We start from the raw sequence: 18,328 nt of genomic DNA, 5'->3' as shown, positions 1-18,328 counted from the left end.
CGAAGGCCGTGGGGCCCGACCCGCCGCCTGACCCCTCCCCGCAAGGCAACCGCGCCAGCGCATGCGCCCGGCCGAGTGCGTAACGAAGTGGTTAACGCCCACACCCAACCCATTGAAATCTCAAGACCGCATCGATTGTCCCACCGTGGGACAGATCATGCAATCCGCCGCCAGCGACATCATGGCTGTTGCAAGTGCCATGAATTCGCCCAAGCTCTCCGGCATGGAATCCCTCCTGCGGATCAGCCGCAGCCCTGTCCCGGACCCGGTGCCCTTGCCAACCGAACCTGCCCGACCCCTCCCCCTCGCCGCCTTCGCCACGGCATCGCTTCTGCCCCTGCCTCTCCTCGGGCTGGGAGTGGCTTTCGGCGGGCTATGGCTCTGGGCCGGCTTTCTTTACATGGCGATCCTCACCATCCTTCTCGACCAGCTTATCCCCCTGACCTCCGGCCACACCGAAGACAGTGAGTTTCCCGCAGCCGACCTCCTCCTCATCACCCTCGGCCTCGGCGCTCTCACCGCCCTCCCCCTCGCGGTCTGGGGCATCGCGGGCGAAAGCGGCCTTTCCCTTGGCGAACGGACACTCCTTTTCTTCGGCACCGGCTTCTGGCTCGGCCAGGTCGGCCACCCCGCGGCCCACGAACTGATCCACCGCCCAAGGCGTGAGCATTTCCGCCTCGGCGCCGCCTTCTACATCGCGATCCTCTTCGGCCAGCACGCCAGCGCCCACCGCCTCGTCCACCACCGATATGTCGCCAGCGCCGAGGACCCGAACACCGCCCGCCTCGGCGAAAGCTTCTACCGCTTCGCCCCCCGAGCCTGGAAGGGCAGCTTCCTGCAGGGGCTTCAGGCCGAAACCACACTGCGCCAGCGGGCGAGCCAGTTCGGCCTCCATCCCTACATCGCTTACATGGCGGGCAGCCTTGCCGCCCTCGCCCTTGGCGCCGCGATCGCAGGTCCCACAGGCCTTCTCGTCTGGCTCGCCCTGGCGCTTCACGCCCAAAGCCAGATCCTCCTGTCCGACTACGTCCAGCACTACGGCCTCCTGCGCACCCGCAGACCCGACGGCAAGCTTGAACCCGTAGGCCCCGCCCACAGCTGGAACACCGCGCACTGGTTCACCTCGGCCATGATGCTGAACGCCCCCCGCCATTCCGACCACCACGTCCACCCCTCCCGCCCCTTCCCCGCGCTTCACCTTCCCGGCCCCGACCAGGCCCCGCGCCTGCCGTGGCCAATGCCCCTTGCCTGCGCCATGGCCCTCGCCCCCAGGGTATGGCGCAAGGCCATCCGCCCGCATCTTGCCGCGTGGCGGGAAACCCGACCTCAGGACACAGCGGCTTGACTGGCCATCCGCGCCGCAGTCTGGCAGTCTTTGGCCAGACCTCGTTGCGGAGCCAGTGATGCGTCACCTCTGTCTTGCCCTCTCCATCACCGCCGTCGCCGGACCCTCCCTTGCTGAAACCCCGCTCAACAGCACAGAGTTTGACGCCTATGTTACCGGCAACACCATCACTTACGACTACGGCGACGGCCTCTTCGGTACCGAGGAATATCTGGAGGATCGAAAGGTTCGCTGGGCCTTCGAGGGCGATCGCTGCGTCTACGGGACCTGGTATCAGGAAAAAGACAATATCTGTTTCCTCTATGACAACTCACACCTTGACCCTTTCGTGAATCAAGGCCCTGTGGACACTGGCCCGGCATGCTGGAAGTTCTTTCTTCGGAACAACCTCCTCCACGGCGAGGATATGGGCCCGGAAGCCTATAACATTGTCGAAACCCAGCGGACCTCGACCCCACTACCCTGCGCCGAGCCGTAAAAGGAGCCCTGACGGAATGCGCCTCGTAAATCTTGCTTTGTCGGCCGTTCTCGCCTCGGCCCTGCCCGCCCTCGCCGAAACGCCCCTGAATGCCGAGGAATTCGATGCGGCCACCGTCGGCGACACCATCACCTACAGCTATCCCGACGGCCTCTCCGGCACCGAGGAATACCTCGAAGGCCGCCGCGTCCGCTGGGCGTTCGAGGGCGATCTCTGCATCTACGGCGTCTGGTACCAGAAGGACGACGAAATCTGCTTCGAATACGAAGACGGGGGGGCCCCCGACTGCTGGCTCTACTTCCTCGAAAACGGCAAGATCCGCGGCCGCTACATGGGCGACGGCGGCGGCTGGGAAATCCTCGAAAGCTCGCGCGAAGGCGGCCCCCTGCCCTGTGCGGGCCCTGATGTGGGCGTCTGACACGATGCGGCTTGCCGCCCTCTGCCTTGCTGTCATCCCCCTGACGGCCAAAGCGGAAACCCCGATGACCGGGGCCGAGTTCGAGGCCCATGTCGGCACCGGCACGGTCGTCTACAGCTACAACAGCGGCGACACAGGCACCGCCGACTACGGACCGGGCCGCACGCTCCGCTGGGCCTTTGCCGGGGACGCATGTTTCAACGGCTACTGGTTTGAACAGGGTGACGAGCTCTGCTTCGCCTTCGAGGACGGCCGGCTCTCCGCCTGCTGGCATTTCTACAAAGACGGCGACCGGATCTACGGCCAGGCCACGGTTCGCAGCTCCGGCAATCCTGAAGATCTGCAGATCTTCGAGGTTTCCCGCAGCGATCAGCCCCTGGCCTGCCCCGGCTCTGACGTGGGGGTATAGGCCGTGCGGCACTATCTCATCGGCCTCCTCGCCTGCCTGATCGCCGCACCCGGTGCCGCCGAAACCCCCATGAACGCCGAGGAATTCGAAGCCTTCGTCACCGGCAAGACGATGGACTACATCGCCTATGGCACCCCCTTCGGCCGCGAGGTCTACCTGCCCGACCGCAAGGTCCGCTGGGCCTTCACCGACGACGAATGCAGATCGGGCAGCTGGTACGGCGACGGCGACTACATCTGTTTTCTCTACAACGGCGACCCCGAACCGAAATGCTGGACGATCTGGCAAAGGGGCCAGGACCTGGCCGCAAGCTACATCACCGACACGCCGGACATCCCTCCACGTCAGGTGGTGGAAACCGATGAACCCTTGGCCTGCGAAGGCCCGGATGTGGGGGTCTAGACCGATGCGCAGCACCGTCCTTCCGCTCTTCCTCCTCGCACTCCAGGCCTGCCCGGCCCTGGCCGAAACCCCGATGACCGCCGAGGAATTCGACGCCTTCGTCACCGGCAAGACCATGGATTTTGCGGACAACGGCGTCGTGTTCGGCACCGAGGAATATCTGCCGGGACGGCGCGTCCGCTGGGCCTTCACCGGCGATCTCTGCGAGTTCGGCAGCTGGTACGAGGACAACGGTTACATCTGTTTCGTCTATGACAGCTACCCTGGGCAGCATTGCTGGACGGTCTGGCGGGACGGCGATCAGCTGGCGACGCTTCCAGCAGGCGACTCGCCGGACGCCACGCCGATGAGCATCACCGAAGCGACGGTACCGCTGCAATGCCAGGGGCCGGACGTTGGAGTATGAGAAGATGAGACACGTCATTCTTGCCGCCTGCCTCGCCACCACCGTCCCCGCGGTCGGCTTCGCCGAAACCCCGATCACGGCGGAGGAATTCGAGGCCCATGTCACCGGCAAGACCATAACCTACCATCAGGCCGGCGGGTTCTTCGGGACCGAGGAATACCTCGAAGACCGCAAGGTCCGCTGGAGCATCGCCCCCGACCATTGCCAGTACGGCACCTGGTATCCCTCGGGCGAAGACATCTGCTTCGTCTACGAATACGATCCCAACCCTGCCTGCTGGACCTTCTGGCTGCGCGACGGCGCTTTGGTCGCCCTGTCGGTGAACGGCCTGCCGGGGGGCGAGCTTTATGAGGTCGAAGCCAATGACGACCCCCTCCCCTGCCCCGGCCCCGATGTGGGGGTCTAGGATGCGCCTCGCGCTCCTTCTCTGCCTGATCGGCTCGCCGTCCTTCGCGCAGGACTTCATGACCCCCGACGAGTTCGACGCCTGGTCCGTCGGCAAGACGCTCGACTATTCCGTGAACGGCGAGGTCTGGGGCAGCGAAACCTACCTCCCCGGCCGCAAGGTGCTTGATGCCGATGTCGGCGGCCCCTGCGTCGAAGGCTCCTGGTACGCCGAGGGCGACGCGGTCTGCTTCGTCTATCCTGCCCGCGAAGGCGTCCACTGCTGGCGCTTCTGGCGGGAGGGCGGGCAGGTCATGGCCCAGTACCTCTCCGCCACGCCGGACGACCCGCCCCAGCTGGTGACTGTCGCCGACGGCCCGCTCCAGTGCCCCGGCCCCGATGTGGGGGTCTGAGGCATGACCGTATCTACCGGAACCGCTCCTCGAGCACTTCGTGCACTCCTCGCTACGGCCCCTCCGACGAGTGCACGAAGTGCTCGAGGAGGTGACGGCATAACTGCGCGCAGAACGTCTTTGGGGCCGCAACCCCGTCCGGTCCGATCTCCCTGCCGAATGCGCCTGGCCCTGGCCCTCAGCCTGCTCGCTGCCCCCGCCTTCGCCGACCCCCCCCTGACGGCCGAGGAATTCGACGCCCTCACCCAGGGCCGGACCATGACCTGGGCCGAATTCGGCACGGTCTACGGGGTCGAACAATACCTCCCCGACCGCCGCGTCCGCTGGACCGTGCTTGGCGATGACTGCAAGGCCGGGCACTGGTACGCCGACGGCCCCGCGATCTGCTTCCAGTACGAGGACGACCCCCTGCCCGACTGCTGGGTGATCACGATGAACGGCAGCGGCATGCTCGCCCGCTACACCACCAACCCGCCGGACGCCGAGCCCGTAGTGGTCGAAGAGACGACCGAACCCATGGCCTGCTTCGGCCCCGAGGTCGGCGTCTGATGCGCGCGCTCCTCACCCTCGCGCTCGTTGCCCTGCCCTTTGCGGCCATGGCCGAAAACTCGCCCCCCGCTGCAACCTATCCGCCGCTCACAGCAGAAGAATTCGAAGCTATCGTCGAAGGAAAGACCTTCGACACCCACACGATGGGTGAAAGCTATGAGGTCGAGACCTTCCTCCCCGGCCGCCGGACCATTCTACGGAACGCCAATCAATGCGTCGAAGGCACGTGGCGCCCCGAAGGCCAGCTCATCTGCTTCGACTACCAGGGCGATCCGGTCTCCTACTGCTGGACTTATCACGACCATGGCAGCTGGTTGAAAGGCTGGTACAATGGTGACCGCACGACCGAGCCAATCGAGCTTTACCCGATTGATGACCTGGTGACCTGTGAGGGTTATTTGGGGGCATGATCTATCGCAACACACCCCACCCAGCCCCGAAGTACTGGCCGAATGTCATCGGCCCCGAGGTCGGCGTCTGATGCGCGCCCTCCTCGCCCTCACGCTCACCGCCCTGCCCCTCGCGGCCCTCGCCCAGGACCCGCCAGCCTCGGACCCGCCGCTCTCAGCCGAAGATTTCGAGGCTTTCGTGGAAGGAAAGACCTTCGACACCCACAACCAGACCGGCCGCTACGGCGTCGAAACCTTCCTCCCCGGCCGCAAGGCCATCTGGCGCGATGCCGAGCGCTGCCTCGAAGGCACCTGGCGCCCGCAAGACGACCTCATCTGCTTCGACTACATCGGCGAGCCCTACCCCTACTGCTGGACCTACCACGACCGCGGCGGCTGGCTGACCGCCTGGCTCAACGGCGACCGGACGAGCGAGCCGATCATGCTCTACCCCGCCGAGGAGGTGGTGACCTGCGAGGGGTATTTCGGGGCGTGATGCGCTGGTGGCTTCTCTCCGTCCTTTCCCTTTTCGCCCTGCCCGCCATGGCGCAGGAAAGGCCTTTATCCGGCGCAGAATTCGGGGCCCTCGTCGAAGGCAAGACGATGGATACCTTTGACCTTGACGGCCTCTTCGGCGTCGAGACCTTTCTTCCCGGCCGCAAGACGCTCTGGCGCGACAGCGAACGCTGCCTGAAAGGCACCTGGACCGAGACGGACGGGATGATCTGCTACACCTATGAAGGCGACGCCGGCCCCTTCTGCAGCACCTTCTATGATCGCGGCGATTGGATCATCGGGTTCAGGGGCGGCGTCTGGGGCAGCGACCCGATCATGCTCTATCCTTCCAGGGACGTCGTGACCTGCGAAGACTTCCTCGGCTCCTGACCGATCCGGACGAAGCGAGCCGATCATGCTTTGCCCGGCCGAGGAGGGGGTCACCAGCGATGGGTGTTTCTGGGTGTGATCGACAGCCGCGCGCCACGCTGCGCGAAAATGTACCGAACCGTAGGGTGCGTGATTTCACGCACCAACAACGTCAAACCCCTGCACAACACCTAAAGTCCTGCGCACCGCTCCAGGTGCCCGAAATCGCATCGCATGCTATTGAAATTGGAAAATAATCCGCAAACCGCGGTGCGTGAAATCACGCACCCTACGGGTCGCATCCGTTTCAAATAGCCCGTGCGAAATCACCAACCGTAACGACCCAATCGGATATCCCGATGAACGGACGAATGCGGCCAATCCTCCGGCCACTCAACGTGACCATGCTTCACCGGGTTCCACCAGCAATAATGCAGATGCGCCGCGAAATCGGCTTCGTTCCGGATCTGGCGCTCCCAGAACCGGCGTTGCCACACCCCTCGCTCCTGCCGGGCCGCGTGGCTTGGCCTTAGCGGCCCCAAGGGCAACCCGCGTGAGAACCGCGACTTGATCAGCCGCCACCGCACCGAATAATCCGCATCCCCCTCTGGCAACGTCCAGACCGCATGCATGTGCTCCGGCAACACCACCCAGGCGTCGATCCGGAACGGACGCTCGGCCTTCGTCACCCGCACCGCTTCGCGCAAGGCGTCCACCTGCTCGACCAAAGTCCGCATCCGGCGGTCGGCCAAACCCACCGTGAAGAACACCGAAGCGCCGGGAATGCGAGGGCGGAGGTAGCGGGACATGGCCCGACGATGGCGTCCAGAGGTTAACGCGTTCCTAACGACCCCCGCGCAAACTATTGAAATATAACATCTGAAATTGGCGTAACTCAGCGTTACGCCCCTCAGAACAAACTCCCCTGCCCGCTCTCCCCCTCCCCCTTGGCCTTCTTTGCGGCCCGAGGCCCCAGAGCCAGCTTCCCATCCCGGAACTCGATTTCCAGGGCGGATGCCCTTTCGGCCCCCGCCTTCGAGGTCACCACCGCCCCATCCCCCCTGACGACCGCATAGCCGCGTGCCAAGGTCGCCGCATAGCCCAGCGTCGCCCTGGTCCGGTCCAGCGCCTCCAGCCGGTCCTTCAACCTGCCGAACCGAACCCCCGGCGCCGCCTCCAGCCGATCCACAAGCCCCTGCAGCCGCACCCGCCCCTCCCCCGCCCGCCGCGCCGCGTCCCCCAGCATCCGCGCCAGGGCCGGGGCCAGCCGCGCCGCCAGAACCCGCTGCCGCTCCCCCAGCCGGTCGAGCCGAAGATGCACCGCCCGCGCCAGCCGCTCCTCCCGCGCCGACAGGATGTCCCGCTGCCGCATCAGCCCAGCCCGAAGCACCATTGGCCCCATCCGCCCCGCCACCCGGTCGAACGCCCCCCGCTTCCGCGCGACCGCGAGGCCAAGCCCCGACGAAAGCCGCGTCACCGCCCCATCCAGCCGCTGCCGGGGCGTGGCGAGCAAAGCCTCCAGCCGCGGCAGCGCCCGGCCCAGATCCCGCAGCCGCTGCCCCCTGAGACCAACCCCCTGCACCACCCCCCGCGTCAGCCGTGCACCCAGGGCCTCCAGCGTCGCCACCAGCTCCAGCCGCACCGGCACCGCAAGCTCTGCCGCCGCCGTAGGGGTCGGCGCCCGCAGGTCCGCGGCATGGTCGATGAGCGTGGTGTCCGTCTCATGCCCCACGGCCGAGATCAGCGGAATATCAGACCCCGCCGCCGCCCGGACCACCACTTCCTCGTTGAACCCCCAGAGGTCCTCCAGGCTTCCGCCCCCCCGCGCCACGATCAGCACATCCGGCCGCGGGATCGGCCCGCCGGGAGCAATCGCGTTGAACCCCCTGATCGCCGCCGCAACCTGGGCCGCGCAGTCCTGCCCCTGCACCGCCACCGGCCAGACCAGCACATGCCGGGGAAACCGGTCGCGGAGGCGATGCAGGATATCCCGGATCACCGCCCCCGAAGGCGACGTCACCACCCCGATGACCGACGGCAGATACGGGATCGCCTTCTTCCGCGCGGCGTCAAACAACCCCTCCGCCGCCAGCGCCGCCCGCCGCTTCTCCAGCATCGCCATAAGCGCCCCGGCCCCCGCCGGGGCCACATCATCGACGATCAACTGATACTTCGACTGGCCGGGGAAAGTGGTCATCCGCCCCGTAGCAACGACCTCCATCCCCTCCTCCGGCCGCACCTGCATCCGCGCGACCTGGCCTTTCCAGCTCACCGCCGCGATGACCGAACGGTCATCCTTCAGATCGAAGTACAGGTGCCCCGACGAAGGCCGCGACACCCGCCCGACCTCGCCCCGGACCCGGATCAGCCCGAACTCCCCCTCGATCACCCGCTTCACCGCCCCCGAAAGCTCGGAGACGGTGTATTCAGGCTGGTTCCCCTGGGGGGCGGGGCTGTCGTCGATCAGGTCCATGCAATGCGCACCGTCATACCACGGTAGCACGTGCCGGGTCGGACAGATGGCCGGTCCCAGCCGCAGCGAGACGACGTGCCAGCTCCGTCCTCGCCTCGGCACCCCCTGCAACAAGATAGGCAAGTTCGCTCTGACTGATGATCGTGACGGGCACGATCCGTACCGGCCCGAACGGCAGTGCCACCTGCATCTCGCGATCTGGAGCAGGAACACCGATCAGGATGCCGGTGAACCCTTCGTCGTTCGTCCAGCCGTCACCGAAGCCCGAGTTGGACGGGATATCCATCGAAAGAACGCCATAGCGGTCAAGCCGATCACCCAGCCCTCCCATGTTCGCCATGTTCCGTGCCACCGACTCGATCAAACTGAACGCCGCGCTGTCGCGAATTGCATCGAAGCTCATGTCCTGTTGCCCCGGCAGTTCGATGAAAACCTCCATCCCGAAGCCGCTCGCATCCGTCACGTCAGTTCCGACGAACGGGTCGGACAGACCGTCCGAAGCAATGATCAGGCTGTCCGCACGCCGAACGATCCGAAATGCCTGCCGCATGTTCGGCCACGCGGGAGCCCCATGGAATTGCGGATTGATCAGATAGGCGATCAGGTCGGAGTCACTCTTTCCAATCGTGGCCCAGTAGGCGTCCATACGCGCGTGCCCTTCGGCGATGCGGGGATCGTCGTTTGCGATGATCAGTTCACCGGACTTGTCTGGCTCTGGGGACGCCGGTTTCTTCTCATCCGCGCTTGGCCTTCCGAGAAGTTTTTTCCACCAGCTCATAGTGAATTCTCCCGGACCGGCGCTTGTTCTCGCGTATGACAAACCTTATGACCTCGCCGAAGAGGCGGCAACCCGGATATCTCATGAACATCCTCATCCTCGGCTCCGGTGGCCGTGAACACGCCCTCGCCTGGGCGGTGAAGCAGAACCCCAAGACCGACCGGCTGATCGTGGCCCCCGGCAACGCAGGGATCGCGATACTCGCGGAATGCGCCGACATCGGCATTCTCGATGGTGCCACCGTCGTGACCTTCTGCGAGGAAAACGCGATCGATTTCGTGATCGTCGGCCCCGAGGCGCCCCTGGCGGCGGGCGTTGCCGATGCCTGCCGTGCTGCGGGGCTTCTGACCTTCGGCCCCTCGGCCGCCGCGGCTCGGCTGGAAGCGTCAAAGGCCTTCACCAAGGAAATCTGTGACGCCTGCGGCGCGCCCACAGCCGCTTACGCCCGCTTCACCGATGCCGCCCCGGCCCGCACCTACATCGCCGCACAAGGCGCCCCGATCGTCGTGAAGGCTGACGGCCTTGCCGCCGGGAAAGGCGTGATCGTCGCGATGACCGAAGCCGAAGCCCTGGCCGCCATCGACGACATGTTTGGCGGCGAGTTCGGCGCAGCCGGGGCCGAGGTGGTCGTCGAGGAATTCATGGCAGGCGAGGAGGCAAGCTTCTTCGTCCTTTCCGACGGCGAAACGGCCCTTCCCATCGGCACGGCGCAAGACCACAAGCGGGCGGGTGACGGCGACACCGGGCCGAACACCGGTGGCATGGGCGCCTATTCGCCAGCGCCCGTCCTGACCGATGCCATCCAGAAACAGGCGCTTGACGAGATCGTCCTGCCCACGATCCGCGAGATGTCCCGGCGCGGCACGCCCTACCAGGGTGTCCTCTACGCTGGCCTCATGATCGAAAACGGGCGCGCGCGGCTGGTCGAATACAACTGCCGCTTCGGCGACCCCGAAGCCCAGGTCCTGATGATGCGCCTTGGCGCACAGGCGCTGGACCTGATGCTCGCCTGTGCCGAGGGCCGGTTGGCCGAGGCGCAGATCAACTGGGCCGATGACCATGCCCTGACAGTGGTCCTGGCGGCGAAGGGCTATCCCGGTGCCTACGCTAAGGGCAGCGTGATCCGTGGCCTGGAAAGCCAGCCCGAAGACAGCCGCCACATGGTCTTTCATGCGGGAACGGCGGAAAAGGATGGGGCCATCACAGCCAATGGCGGCCGTGTCCTGAACGTCACCGCCCGTGGCGTCTCGCTAAGCGAAGCCCACGCCGCGGCCTATGCGATGGTCGACGGCATCGACTGGCCCGAGGGCTTCTGCCGCCGCGATATCGGCTGGCGGGCGCTTTAGGGGTCAGGGATTCTGCAGGTGACGCCCGCAGCCCTTTGCTGCGAAACTAAGGGTATGTTCTCTGGCGGCCCAAAGCCGCAGACGCTGAAAGGTCCCGCACCATGATCCTGCGCGCTGTCACGATAACGATGACGATCCTCGCCCTGCCCGCAATCGCCCTCGCCTGCGGCGGTGCACCGATCTGTACCGTCGCCGATCCCACCGGCACGCCGTTGAACATCCGCCTTTCGCCCAACGGCCCGGTCATCGGATCGGCCAAGAACGGAACCCGCCTCACCTTCATCGAACACCGGGAAGTCGACGGCAAGCTTTGGGCGCTGGTCGAACAGCCCTACGACGGTGAACTTGAAGCAGACTTCGAGGGCGCCTGGGTCTTCGGACCCTATCTCACCTGCAAGGGCACGACGCTTGGCCTGCCGGCAGAGCCCTATACTGAAAACGTCAAGCCCGTGTCCTGCAAGGTCACCGACCCCACCGGCAGCCCGCTCAACGCGCGGTTCCAGCCCGGGGGCGACATCGGCGCCACCTTGAAGAACGGAACCACCGTCCGCGCCATCGCACAAAGGCAGCACAACGGCGATCAATGGGTCTATGTCGAGAAGTGGTCGGGCGACAACGCGGTCGGATGGGTTTTTGACGACTACATGGCTTGCGAAGAAGACGGCAGCCACTGACCTCGGCAATAGCCAGCAGGCGTGACGGCGGCGCAAAGGTCTTCCGTTACAAAAGCTTCATCATCCTGCAACATTCCCGAATCTGGAATCGGCCACGCCTATCGTCAGGGGTGTAAACAGCCGCGCTTTACGCCGAGCGGCTGCCCCTTGTCCCAGCACTTTAACGCGATGGAGCAAGGCATGAAGGATTACGAACACGACTACCCGGATTTCCGGAAGACCCCATTCCACGAACATGGCGACGAGGTTCCATCGAACCGCTCGAAAAACCCCACGATGTATGACGTGATCGAAGCCCGCGCCTCGCGCCGGGGCTTCCTCGTCGGCGGCCTCGCGGCCATTGCGACCGGACTTTTCGGCGCTGGCCTCTCGTCCCGCGCGGCCCTTGCCCAGACCGCGGCGACCTCGGGCCTTCTGGGCTTCACGCCCGTACCCCTGTCCAAGGAAGACACCGTCGTCGTGCCGGAGGGCTACAAGGTCCAGATCCTCGCCCCCTGGGGCACGCCGCTGACCGGCGACATGCCTGCCTTCGTACCCGGCGGCAACACCGGCGCCGAGCAGGGCATGCAGGTCGGCAGCCACCATGACGGGATGCACTACTACGGTATCGACGGCTCTTCGACCGACGGCCTTCTGGTCTTCAACCACGAATATATCGAGCCGCGCCTCCTGCACGCCGTCAAATGGGCCGGTCAGGCGCTGGACGGCGACATGGTGGTCTTCGCCGCCGACGGCAGCCGCGACGCCGACGAGGTGCTGAAGGAGATGAACGCCCACGGCGTCTCGGTAGCCCGCATCACGCGCGGTGCCGACGGCCAGTGGGCCATCCTCGCCGACCCGATGAACCGCCGCATCACCGCGCTGACGGAAATGACTATCTCCGGCCCCGCCGCAGGCTCGCCGCTTCTCTTCACCAAGTTCAGCCCCGATGGCATGAAGACCCGCGGCACGCTCAACAACTGCGCCTACGGCGCCACCCCCTGGAACACCTACATGACGGCCGAGGAGAACTGGGCCGGCTACTTCATCAACGCCGACGCCGAAATGCCCCGCGAACACGACCGCTACGGCGTCTCGAACGAGGAATCCCGCTACGGCTGGGAAAAAGCCGCAGGCGGTGCCGACGAATACATCCGCTTCAACGCCGCCGCGACCGGGGCGAGCGCGACCGAGGACTACCGCAACGAGCCGAACACCTTCGGCTACATGGTCGAAATCGACCCCTTCGATCCCGCCTCCGTCCCGGTGAAACGCACCCACCTCGGCCGGTTCGCCCATGAAGGCGTGGTCTTCGCACCCGCCGTCGCAGGCAAGCCGGTGGTCTGCTATTCGGGCGACGATTCACGCTTCGAGTACATCTACAAATTCGTCTCGGCCAACCCCTATGACGGGGCCACCGCAAACGGCGATCTTCTCGACACCGGAACGCTTTACGTGGCGAAGTTCAACGAAGATGGCACCGGCGAATGGCTCGCCCTCGCCCCAGGCGAAAACGGCCTGACCCCGGAGAACGGCTTCGCCGATCTTGCCGAGATCATCGTCAACACCCGCCTCGCCGCCGATCAGGCCGGCGCCACCAAGATGGACCGCCCGGAATGGGGCACCGTCGATCCGAACACTGGCGAGGTCTACTTCACCCTCACCAACAACAACCGCCGCGACATGACCCAGATCGACGCGGTCAACCCCCGCGCCGAAAACAACTACGGCCAGATCGTGCGCTGGCGCTACGAAGGCGCCGACCACACCCTGGCCAAGTTCAACTGGGAGCTTTTCGTCATCGCCGGAACCCCGCGCAACTCGCTCATCGTCACGGGCGAGACGCTGAACGACGACAACAACACCTTCGCCTGCCCCGACGGCATCTGGTGCGACCAGAACTCGCGGCTCTGGATCCAGACCGACATGGGCGACATCGGCCCCGAACAGGAAGGCCCGCTGGAGCCCTTCGGCATGAACCAGATGCTGGCCGCGGACCCCAAGACCGGCGAAATCCGCCGCTTCCTGACCGGCCCGTGGGGCCAGGAAATCACCGGCGTGATCTCCACCCCCGACGGCACCACGATGTTCGTGAACGTCCAACACCCCGGCGCCCACTCCACCGCCGAGGAGTTCGCGGCAGGCAAGTTCGGGTCCGGCTTCCCGGACTACAACAACACCCCGCCCCGCTCGGCAACGCTGGTCATAACCCGCGAAGACGGCGGCGTGATCGGGGCGTAAGGCCTTCGGTCGTGATGACGCGATGGACGCCCCGCCTCTCCAGGTGGGGCGTCACATTTTGCCGCCACCCGCCCCCGCATTCTCTTCCAGGTGCTTTATCGACGTCGTGCCGGGAATGACGATGATGTTCGGCGAACGGTCCAAGAGCTGCCTCAGCGCAGTCTGGGCCGGTGACATGACACCCGCCGAGACGCCTTCGGATAACGGCGCGCCCGCCCGCATCGGATGCGCACCAAGTGGACCGTAGGGAATGAAGGCGATCCCCGCCGCGGCAGTCAGATCGACCATCGCGTCATGCTCGCGCTCCAGGATGTTGTAGCGGTTCTGAACCGACGCGATCGGCGCAACCGCCATTGCCCGGTTCAGTTCTTCAATCGAAACGTTGCATAGACCGATATGCCGCAGCTTTCCCGTGCGGCGTGCGTCGTCCATCGCCCTGACCGAAACCTCGATCGGCGTGTTCGGATCGACCCAGTGCAGCTGGAAAAGATCGATCGTCTCCCGCCTCAAGTTGATCAGGGCCTCGTCGATCTGTTTCGCAAGCGCCGCCGCACTGCCGTCGCGCACCAGATCGGTCGGCGACAGCTTGTCGATCCCGCCCTTCGTCGCGATGACCAGATCGTCGGGATAGGGGTGCAGCGCCTCCGCGATCAGCTTCTCGTTCCACTGCGGCCCGTAAGCGCGCGCCGTGTCGATGAAGTTGATGCCGAGCTCGACCGCCCGGCTGAGGAGCCGCTTGCCCTCGTCCCACGCAGCATAGGGCCCAAAGTTTCCCGGCTGCCCCGTCAGCCGCATGGCGCCAAGTCCGACGCGGTTCACCGCCAGATCTCCGCCAAGAGCAAAGGTCGCGTCGCCGTTCGGGCTAGCCGATTGGGAAAGATTGCTGGTCGCTGTCATGCGAAGCCTCCGGATGGCCGATATCTAGGGGGTGTTTCCGCGACTTTAGGTAATCAACCTGCGAGATAGTTCAAGAAACACGGTCCAGCGAAGCGTGATCGCGGGCGGCACCCCCCCCTCTTGCACGCATCCCTGCCCCCGCATAAGAACCGCGCGACAAAGTGCGGAGGACCCATGCCGCTTCTCGTGATGAAATTCGGCGGCACCTCCGTCGCTGACCTTGCGCGGATCGAAAACGCCGCGAAAATGGTCGAGGCCGAGGTCAAGCGCGGCTATGACGTGATCGTCATCGTCTCGGCCATGTCCGGGAAGACCAATGAGCTTGTGGGCTGGGTCGAGACCACCTCGAAGCTCTACGACGCCCGCGAATATGACGCCGTCGTTTCCTCGGGCGAGAACGTGACCGCAGGCCTCATGGCCCTGCGCCTGCAGGAATTGGGCGTCCCGGCCCGCAGCTGGCAGGGCTGGCAGGTGCCGATCAACACCACCTCGGCCCATTCCTCGGCCCGCTTCGTCGACATCCCCCGCACCAACCTCGACGCCAAGTTCGCCGAAGGCTTCAAGGTTGCCGTGGTCGCGGGCTTCCAGGGCGTCAGCCCCGAACACCGCATCACCACCCTGGGCCGCGGCGGATCCGACACCACCGCTGTCGCCTTCGCCGCCGCTTTCGGGGCCGAACGCTGCGACATCTACACCGACGTCGATGGCGTCTACACCACCGACCCGCGCATCTGCCGCAAGGCGCGCAAGATGGAAAAGATCGCCTTCGAGGAAATGCTGGAACTGGCCTCGCTCGGGGCGAAAGTCCTGCAGACCCGCTCGGTCGAACTGGCGATGCGCTACAAGGTGCGGCTGCGCGTCCTTTCGTCCTTCGAGGAAAGCACCGAAAACTCTGGAACCCTGGTCTGCGACGAGGATGAAATCATGGAATCGAAAGTTGTCTCCGGCGTGGCCTACTCACGCGACGAGGCCAAGATGACCCTCCTCAAGGTCGAGGACCGCCCCGGCATCGCCGCCGCGATTTTCGGTTCGCTCGCCGATGCGGGCGTGAACGTCGACATGATCGTCCAGAACATCAGTGAAATGGACGACCCCGCCGACACCCGCGCCCACACCGACATGACGTTCAGCCTGCCGACCAACCAGGTCGAGCGCGCAAAGAAGGCCATCGAGGACGCCAGCGCCGCAGGCAAGTTCGTCTACACCTCGCTTGTCACCGACACCGACGTCGCCAAAGTCTCGGTCGTGGGCATCGGCATGCGCAGCCAGGTCGGTGTGGCGGCGAAGATGTTCGCGGCCCTTGCCGCCGAGAACGTGAACATCAAGGTCATCACCACGTCCGAGATCAAGATTTCCGTCCTGATCGACCGGAAGTACATGGAACTCGCAGTCCAGGCGCTCCACGACACGTTCGAGCTGGAGAAGGCTTAGCACTCGCCCAACCAGGTCTGGTTGACAGGCCTTGGCATTGGTCTGCAGACTCTCCTAACCCCCGGGGAGCTAAAGAAAATGCGAATCGCCGCAGCAGTTCTCGCAGGCATTTTGCCAACGGTAGCACTTGCCCAGACCGAGGTATCGCTCTCACAAGCGACACAGGATGCCCTGCTGCATGTTCTGGCGCATGAGATCGGCCATGCGTTCCTGCGCGAGTTTGACTTGCCCATCCTCGGCCCCGAAGAAGATATCGCCGACGACTTTGCCACCGTCTACATCCACATGATGCTGCCCGATCGGGCAGGCGCGATCATCGAGGCCCGCGCCAGGCAGAACATGGCGGATGGTGAGCCGGCAGAGATGTTCAGCGAATACCGCGGTGACGATCAGCGCGCCGGGCGGTCGGTCTGCCTGCTCTACGGGCTTGACCCAGAGCGCTACGAAGACCTCGCCCGCTCATTCGGGCTTGACGGCGAAACGGCCGAGACCTGCCGGGACTTCGCCCCCGAGGTCGGCCGTAGCTGGCGCCGTGTGATCGAGGCCTACAGGATGCCCGCTGGCGCGCGCGTTACCGAGGTCGACGCCAATTTCGCCGACACGCCAATTGCCAGAGCGGTTGAAAACAGTGGGCTCATGGAACCGGCCTATCAGCTTCTGGCCGGGATCGACTGGCATTCGAGCATCACGGTCGCCGTCGAGCCTTGCGACAGTGGGGCTGGCTGGTCGCGCAACGGGCGACGCATCACGATTTGCGAGGCGTACATCCAGCGGTTCGAAGACCAGTTGGGCGGCTAGGCCGGTACGGGAAGCAGTTTTGCCTGACGTGGGCAATCAACACGCCGCTCCGGTCAACACGTTGTTGATGAACGATGCGTCGGCCATGGTTGATGCGCCAAGGGCCAGACACGGGGCGAGATGGAAACGAGATGAAAAAGAGACGAAACCAGGATTGTTGACCACCCGGTAATCCGCCCGATTTAACCAACCGTTCCAGCCACTTGGAAACCGTTGCAACACCCCGCTTTGCACTTTTCGATTTTCGCGCTCACACCTCCTTGACCCGAACACGCAGCGGCCCTCGCCACCCCATTCCCTCTCCCCATCACGAACCGCATCGCCTATAGAGGACCGCAGACCAACAGGACACGCCCATGCCCGAACGGACCGAAAGCGACAGCCGCAAGCTTCTCCGCCGTCTGCGCGACATGCTTGCCGTTCCGGGCGAAGGCCAGGACCGGCTCGACCGGATCACCCACCTGATCGCCGACAGCATGGGGACCGAGGTCTGCTCGATCTACCTCTTCCGCGACCCCGAAACGCTTGAACTTTGCGCAACCGAAGGCCTGAAACCCGAATCCGTCCACCAGACCCGGATGAAGCTTGGCGAGGGCCTTGTCGGTCGGGTCGCCCGCACCGGCCAGCCGGTCAACACCGCCAACGCGCCCTCTGAAAAGGGCTTCCGCTACATGCCGGAGACCGGGGAAGAGCTCTTCTCCTCCTTCCTCGGCGTGCCGATTCAACGGGTTGGCGAGAAACTCGGCGTCCTTGTCGTCCAGTCAAAGATCGCCCGGCAGTTCTCGGAAGACGAGATCTACGCCCTCGACGTCGTCGCCATGGTGCTGGCCGAGATGACCGAGCTTGGCGCCTTCACCAGCGGCGACGGCGCCATGCGGGCCTTGCACAAGCAGCCGGTCATGATCCGCGCCACCTCCGGCCAGGAAGGCGCCGCCGAGGGCCGCGTCTGGCTCCATGAACCCCGCGTCGTCATCACCAACCCGGTGGCCGACGACCCCCTGACCGAGATCGACCGTGTCCGCGCAGCGGTAGGAGAGCTCCGCGTCTCGATCGACGACCTTCTCGGGGCTGAACAGCTGGACAAGGACCAGAAGCAGGTCCTGGAAGCCTACCGCATGTTCGCCCATTCCCGCGGCTGGCTCCGCCGGATGGAAGAAGACATCATGCGCGGCCTTTCGGCCGAAGCCGCTGTAGAGAAAGAACAATCCGCCGCCCGCGCCCGGATGGAGCAGGTCCCCGACCAGTACCTCCGTGAACGCCTGCAGGACCTGGACGACCTGTCGAACCGCCTCCTCCGCATCCTCACCGGCCAGGGCAAGGACACCGGGGCCGAGATGCCCGACAACCCCGTCCTCGTCGCCCGCAACATCGGCCCGGGCGAGCTTCTGGACTATGGCCGCAAGCTCAAGGGCGTAGTGCTGGAGGAAGGCTCGGTCGGCAGCCACGCCGCCATTGTCGCCCGCGCGCTGGCCATTCCGCTGGTCGTCAACGCCAGCCGAATCGTGGCCGAAGCGCTGAACGGCGACCACATCCTTGTCGACGGCGATCAGGGCATCGTCCACCTCCGCCCCGAGGAAACCGTCGCCCGCGCCTTCCGCGACAAGATCGCCATGCAGGCCGAGGCGCAGAAACGCTACGCCTCGCTCCGCACCCT

General features: G+C 65.2%; 22 protein-coding genes. 18 read left to right on the top strand and 4 right to left on the bottom strand.

The window, feature by feature from the left end; translation table 11 throughout:
* The first annotated feature begins 157 nt into the window (after positions 1-157).
* The 12 genes from ACRCSW_RS09395 to ACRCSW_RS09340 all read left to right on the top strand — a co-directional run bounded on the left by ACRCSW_RS09395 (position 158) and on the right by ACRCSW_RS09340 (position 6,078).
* Positions 158-1,345: an alkane 1-monooxygenase gene (locus ACRCSW_RS09395; RefSeq protein WP_438704503.1), complete on the top strand. Its 1,188-nt coding sequence runs from the start codon at positions 158-160 to the stop codon at positions 1,343-1,345.
* A 58-nt stretch (positions 1,346-1,403) separates the two neighbouring features.
* On the top strand, positions 1,404-1,823 hold the full coding sequence (locus ACRCSW_RS09390) for a hypothetical protein (RefSeq protein ID WP_438704501.1): 420 nt from the start codon (positions 1,404-1,406) through the stop codon (positions 1,821-1,823).
* Positions 1,824-1,839: 16 nt separating this feature from the next.
* Positions 1,840-2,241, top strand: coding sequence for a hypothetical protein (locus ACRCSW_RS09385; RefSeq protein WP_438704499.1), 402 nt, complete (start codon positions 1,840-1,842; stop codon positions 2,239-2,241).
* Positions 2,228-2,650 (top strand): hypothetical protein, encoded by a 423-nt coding sequence (locus ACRCSW_RS09380; protein WP_438704498.1) that lies wholly within the window; start codon positions 2,228-2,230, stop codon positions 2,648-2,650. The genes ACRCSW_RS09385 and ACRCSW_RS09380 overlap by 14 nt, the downstream gene beginning before the upstream one ends.
* 3 nt (positions 2,651-2,653) lie before the next feature.
* Positions 2,654-3,052 carry a hypothetical protein gene (locus ACRCSW_RS09375; RefSeq protein WP_438704497.1) on the top strand — a complete coding sequence of 133 codons (399 nt, stop codon included), beginning with the start codon at positions 2,654-2,656 and terminating at the stop codon, positions 3,050-3,052.
* Between the two features lie 4 nt (positions 3,053-3,056).
* The gene (locus ACRCSW_RS09370) at positions 3,057-3,458 is read left to right on the top strand and encodes a hypothetical protein (protein ID WP_438704496.1); all 402 of its coding nucleotides are present in this window, start codon (positions 3,057-3,059) and stop codon (positions 3,456-3,458) included.
* Between the two features lie 4 nt (positions 3,459-3,462).
* Positions 3,463-3,864 carry a hypothetical protein gene (locus tag ACRCSW_RS09365; RefSeq protein WP_438704495.1) on the top strand — a complete coding sequence of 134 codons (402 nt, stop codon included), beginning with the start codon at positions 3,463-3,465 and terminating at the stop codon, positions 3,862-3,864.
* A 1-nt stretch (position 3,865) separates the two neighbouring features.
* Positions 3,866-4,255: a hypothetical protein gene (locus ACRCSW_RS09360; protein ID WP_438704493.1), complete on the top strand. Its 390-nt coding sequence runs from the start codon at positions 3,866-3,868 to the stop codon at positions 4,253-4,255.
* Between the two features lie 159 nt (positions 4,256-4,414).
* Positions 4,415-4,804: a hypothetical protein gene (locus ACRCSW_RS09355; protein WP_438704491.1), complete on the top strand. Its 390-nt coding sequence runs from the start codon at positions 4,415-4,417 to the stop codon at positions 4,802-4,804.
* Entirely contained in the window at positions 4,804-5,214 is a 411-nt protein-coding gene (locus ACRCSW_RS09350) for a hypothetical protein (protein WP_438704489.1), read from the top strand. Before ACRCSW_RS09355 ends, ACRCSW_RS09350 begins: the two co-directional genes overlap by 1 nt.
* Positions 5,215-5,284: 70 nt before the next feature.
* Positions 5,285-5,689: a hypothetical protein gene (locus ACRCSW_RS09345; RefSeq protein ID WP_438704487.1), complete on the top strand. Its 405-nt coding sequence runs from the start codon at positions 5,285-5,287 to the stop codon at positions 5,687-5,689.
* Positions 5,686-6,078, top strand: coding sequence for a hypothetical protein (locus ACRCSW_RS09340; RefSeq protein ID WP_438704486.1), 393 nt, complete (start codon positions 5,686-5,688; stop codon positions 6,076-6,078). Before ACRCSW_RS09345 ends, ACRCSW_RS09340 begins: the two co-directional genes overlap by 4 nt.
* 305 nt (positions 6,079-6,383) lie before the next feature.
* Here ACRCSW_RS09340 and ACRCSW_RS09335 read toward each other — a convergent pair whose 3' ends face one another.
* The 3 genes from ACRCSW_RS09335 to ACRCSW_RS09325 form a co-directional block, all read right to left on the bottom strand.
* Entirely contained in the window at positions 6,384-6,866 is a 483-nt protein-coding gene (locus tag ACRCSW_RS09335; RefSeq protein WP_438704484.1) for an REP-associated tyrosine transposase, read from the bottom strand.
* Positions 6,867-6,967: 101 nt separating this feature from the next.
* A complete protein-coding gene (gene xseA, locus ACRCSW_RS09330; RefSeq protein ID WP_438704483.1) occupies positions 6,968-8,530 on the bottom strand; it encodes an exodeoxyribonuclease VII large subunit in 1,563 nt (520 codons plus the stop codon).
* Positions 8,531-8,543: 13 nt separating this feature from the next.
* Complete coding sequence (locus ACRCSW_RS09325; protein ID WP_438704481.1) at positions 8,544-9,308, bottom strand: suppressor of fused domain protein; 765 nt, start codon at positions 9,306-9,308, stop codon at positions 8,544-8,546.
* A gap of 83 nt (positions 9,309-9,391) precedes the next feature.
* On the opposite strand from ACRCSW_RS09325, the gene purD reads away from it, so the two are divergent.
* The 3 genes from purD to ACRCSW_RS09310 all read left to right on the top strand — a co-directional run bounded on the left by purD (position 9,392) and on the right by ACRCSW_RS09310 (position 13,548).
* The gene (gene purD / locus ACRCSW_RS09320; protein ID WP_438704479.1) at positions 9,392-10,654 is read left to right on the top strand and encodes a phosphoribosylamine--glycine ligase; all 1,263 of its coding nucleotides are present in this window, start codon (positions 9,392-9,394) and stop codon (positions 10,652-10,654) included.
* Between the two features lie 101 nt (positions 10,655-10,755).
* The gene (locus ACRCSW_RS09315; protein WP_438704477.1) at positions 10,756-11,328 is read left to right on the top strand and encodes a hypothetical protein; all 573 of its coding nucleotides are present in this window, start codon (positions 10,756-10,758) and stop codon (positions 11,326-11,328) included.
* A 180-nt stretch (positions 11,329-11,508) separates the two neighbouring features.
* Positions 11,509-13,548, top strand: a complete 2,040-nt coding sequence (locus ACRCSW_RS09310; RefSeq protein ID WP_438704475.1) for a PhoX family protein — start codon at positions 11,509-11,511, stop codon at positions 13,546-13,548.
* A 51-nt stretch (positions 13,549-13,599) separates the two neighbouring features.
* On the opposite strand, the gene ACRCSW_RS09305 is transcribed toward ACRCSW_RS09310, so the two are convergent.
* A complete protein-coding gene (locus ACRCSW_RS09305) occupies positions 13,600-14,445 on the bottom strand; it encodes an aldo/keto reductase (RefSeq protein WP_438704474.1) in 846 nt (281 codons plus the stop codon).
* Positions 14,446-14,619: 174 nt separating this feature from the next.
* Between ACRCSW_RS09305 and ACRCSW_RS09300 the strand changes: the two genes are divergently transcribed.
* From ACRCSW_RS09300 to ACRCSW_RS09290, 3 genes are all read left to right on the top strand, one after another.
* Entirely contained in the window at positions 14,620-15,876 is a 1,257-nt protein-coding gene (locus ACRCSW_RS09300; RefSeq protein ID WP_438704472.1) for an aspartate kinase, read from the top strand.
* A gap of 78 nt (positions 15,877-15,954) precedes the next feature.
* A complete protein-coding gene (locus ACRCSW_RS09295) occupies positions 15,955-16,674 on the top strand; it encodes a DUF4344 domain-containing metallopeptidase (protein ID WP_438704471.1) in 720 nt (239 codons plus the stop codon).
* A 356-nt stretch (positions 16,675-17,030) separates the two neighbouring features.
* On the top strand, positions 17,031-18,328 hold a 1,298-nt coding region (locus ACRCSW_RS09290; RefSeq protein WP_438704469.1), incomplete at its 3' end, for a PEP-utilizing enzyme.

Origin of the sequence: Tabrizicola sp., from assembly GCF_051645465.1 — a bacterium.
Lineage (GTDB): Bacteria > Pseudomonadota > Alphaproteobacteria > Rhodobacterales > Rhodobacteraceae > Tabrizicola.
This window is presented reverse-complemented; position numbering and strand designations above follow the sequence as displayed.

What these genes read in the sequence shown, in the direction of transcription:
- ACRCSW_RS09395 (WP_438704503.1), top strand. Translation starts at nt 158, where the DNA reads ATGCAATCCGCCGCCAGCGACATCATGGCTGTTGCAAGTGCCATGAAT.
- ACRCSW_RS09390 (WP_438704501.1), top strand. Translation starts at nt 1,404, where the DNA reads ATGCGTCACCTCTGTCTTGCCCTCTCCATCACCGCCGTCGCCGGACCC.
- ACRCSW_RS09385 (WP_438704499.1), top strand. Translation starts at nt 1,840, where the DNA reads ATGCGCCTCGTAAATCTTGCTTTGTCGGCCGTTCTCGCCTCGGCCCTG.
- ACRCSW_RS09380 (WP_438704498.1), top strand. Translation starts at nt 2,228, where the DNA reads ATGTGGGCGTCTGACACGATGCGGCTTGCCGCCCTCTGCCTTGCTGTC.
- ACRCSW_RS09370 (WP_438704496.1), top strand. Translation starts at nt 3,057, where the DNA reads ATGCGCAGCACCGTCCTTCCGCTCTTCCTCCTCGCACTCCAGGCCTGC.
- ACRCSW_RS09365 (WP_438704495.1), top strand. Translation starts at nt 3,463, where the DNA reads ATGAGACACGTCATTCTTGCCGCCTGCCTCGCCACCACCGTCCCCGCG.
- ACRCSW_RS09360 (WP_438704493.1), top strand. Translation starts at nt 3,866, where the DNA reads ATGCGCCTCGCGCTCCTTCTCTGCCTGATCGGCTCGCCGTCCTTCGCG.
- ACRCSW_RS09355 (WP_438704491.1), top strand. Translation starts at nt 4,415, where the DNA reads ATGCGCCTGGCCCTGGCCCTCAGCCTGCTCGCTGCCCCCGCCTTCGCC.
- ACRCSW_RS09350 (WP_438704489.1), top strand. Translation starts at nt 4,804, where the DNA reads ATGCGCGCGCTCCTCACCCTCGCGCTCGTTGCCCTGCCCTTTGCGGCC.
- ACRCSW_RS09345 (WP_438704487.1), top strand. Translation starts at nt 5,285, where the DNA reads ATGCGCGCCCTCCTCGCCCTCACGCTCACCGCCCTGCCCCTCGCGGCC.
- ACRCSW_RS09335 (WP_438704484.1), bottom strand. Translation starts at nt 6,866, where the DNA reads ATGTCCCGCTACCTCCGCCCTCGCATTCCCGGCGCTTCGGTGTTCTTC.
- xseA (WP_438704483.1), bottom strand. Translation starts at nt 8,530, where the DNA reads ATGGACCTGATCGACGACAGCCCCGCCCCCCAGGGGAACCAGCCTGAA.
- ACRCSW_RS09325 (WP_438704481.1), bottom strand. Translation starts at nt 9,308, where the DNA reads ATGAGCTGGTGGAAAAAACTTCTCGGAAGGCCAAGCGCGGATGAGAAG.
- purD (WP_438704479.1), top strand. Translation starts at nt 9,392, where the DNA reads ATGAACATCCTCATCCTCGGCTCCGGTGGCCGTGAACACGCCCTCGCC.
- ACRCSW_RS09315 (WP_438704477.1), top strand. Translation starts at nt 10,756, where the DNA reads ATGATCCTGCGCGCTGTCACGATAACGATGACGATCCTCGCCCTGCCC.
- ACRCSW_RS09310 (WP_438704475.1), top strand. Translation starts at nt 11,509, where the DNA reads ATGAAGGATTACGAACACGACTACCCGGATTTCCGGAAGACCCCATTC.
- ACRCSW_RS09305 (WP_438704474.1), bottom strand. Translation starts at nt 14,445, where the DNA reads ATGACAGCGACCAGCAATCTTTCCCAATCGGCTAGCCCGAACGGCGAC.
- ACRCSW_RS09300 (WP_438704472.1), top strand. Translation starts at nt 14,620, where the DNA reads ATGCCGCTTCTCGTGATGAAATTCGGCGGCACCTCCGTCGCTGACCTT.
- ACRCSW_RS09295 (WP_438704471.1), top strand. Translation starts at nt 15,955, where the DNA reads ATGCGAATCGCCGCAGCAGTTCTCGCAGGCATTTTGCCAACGGTAGCA.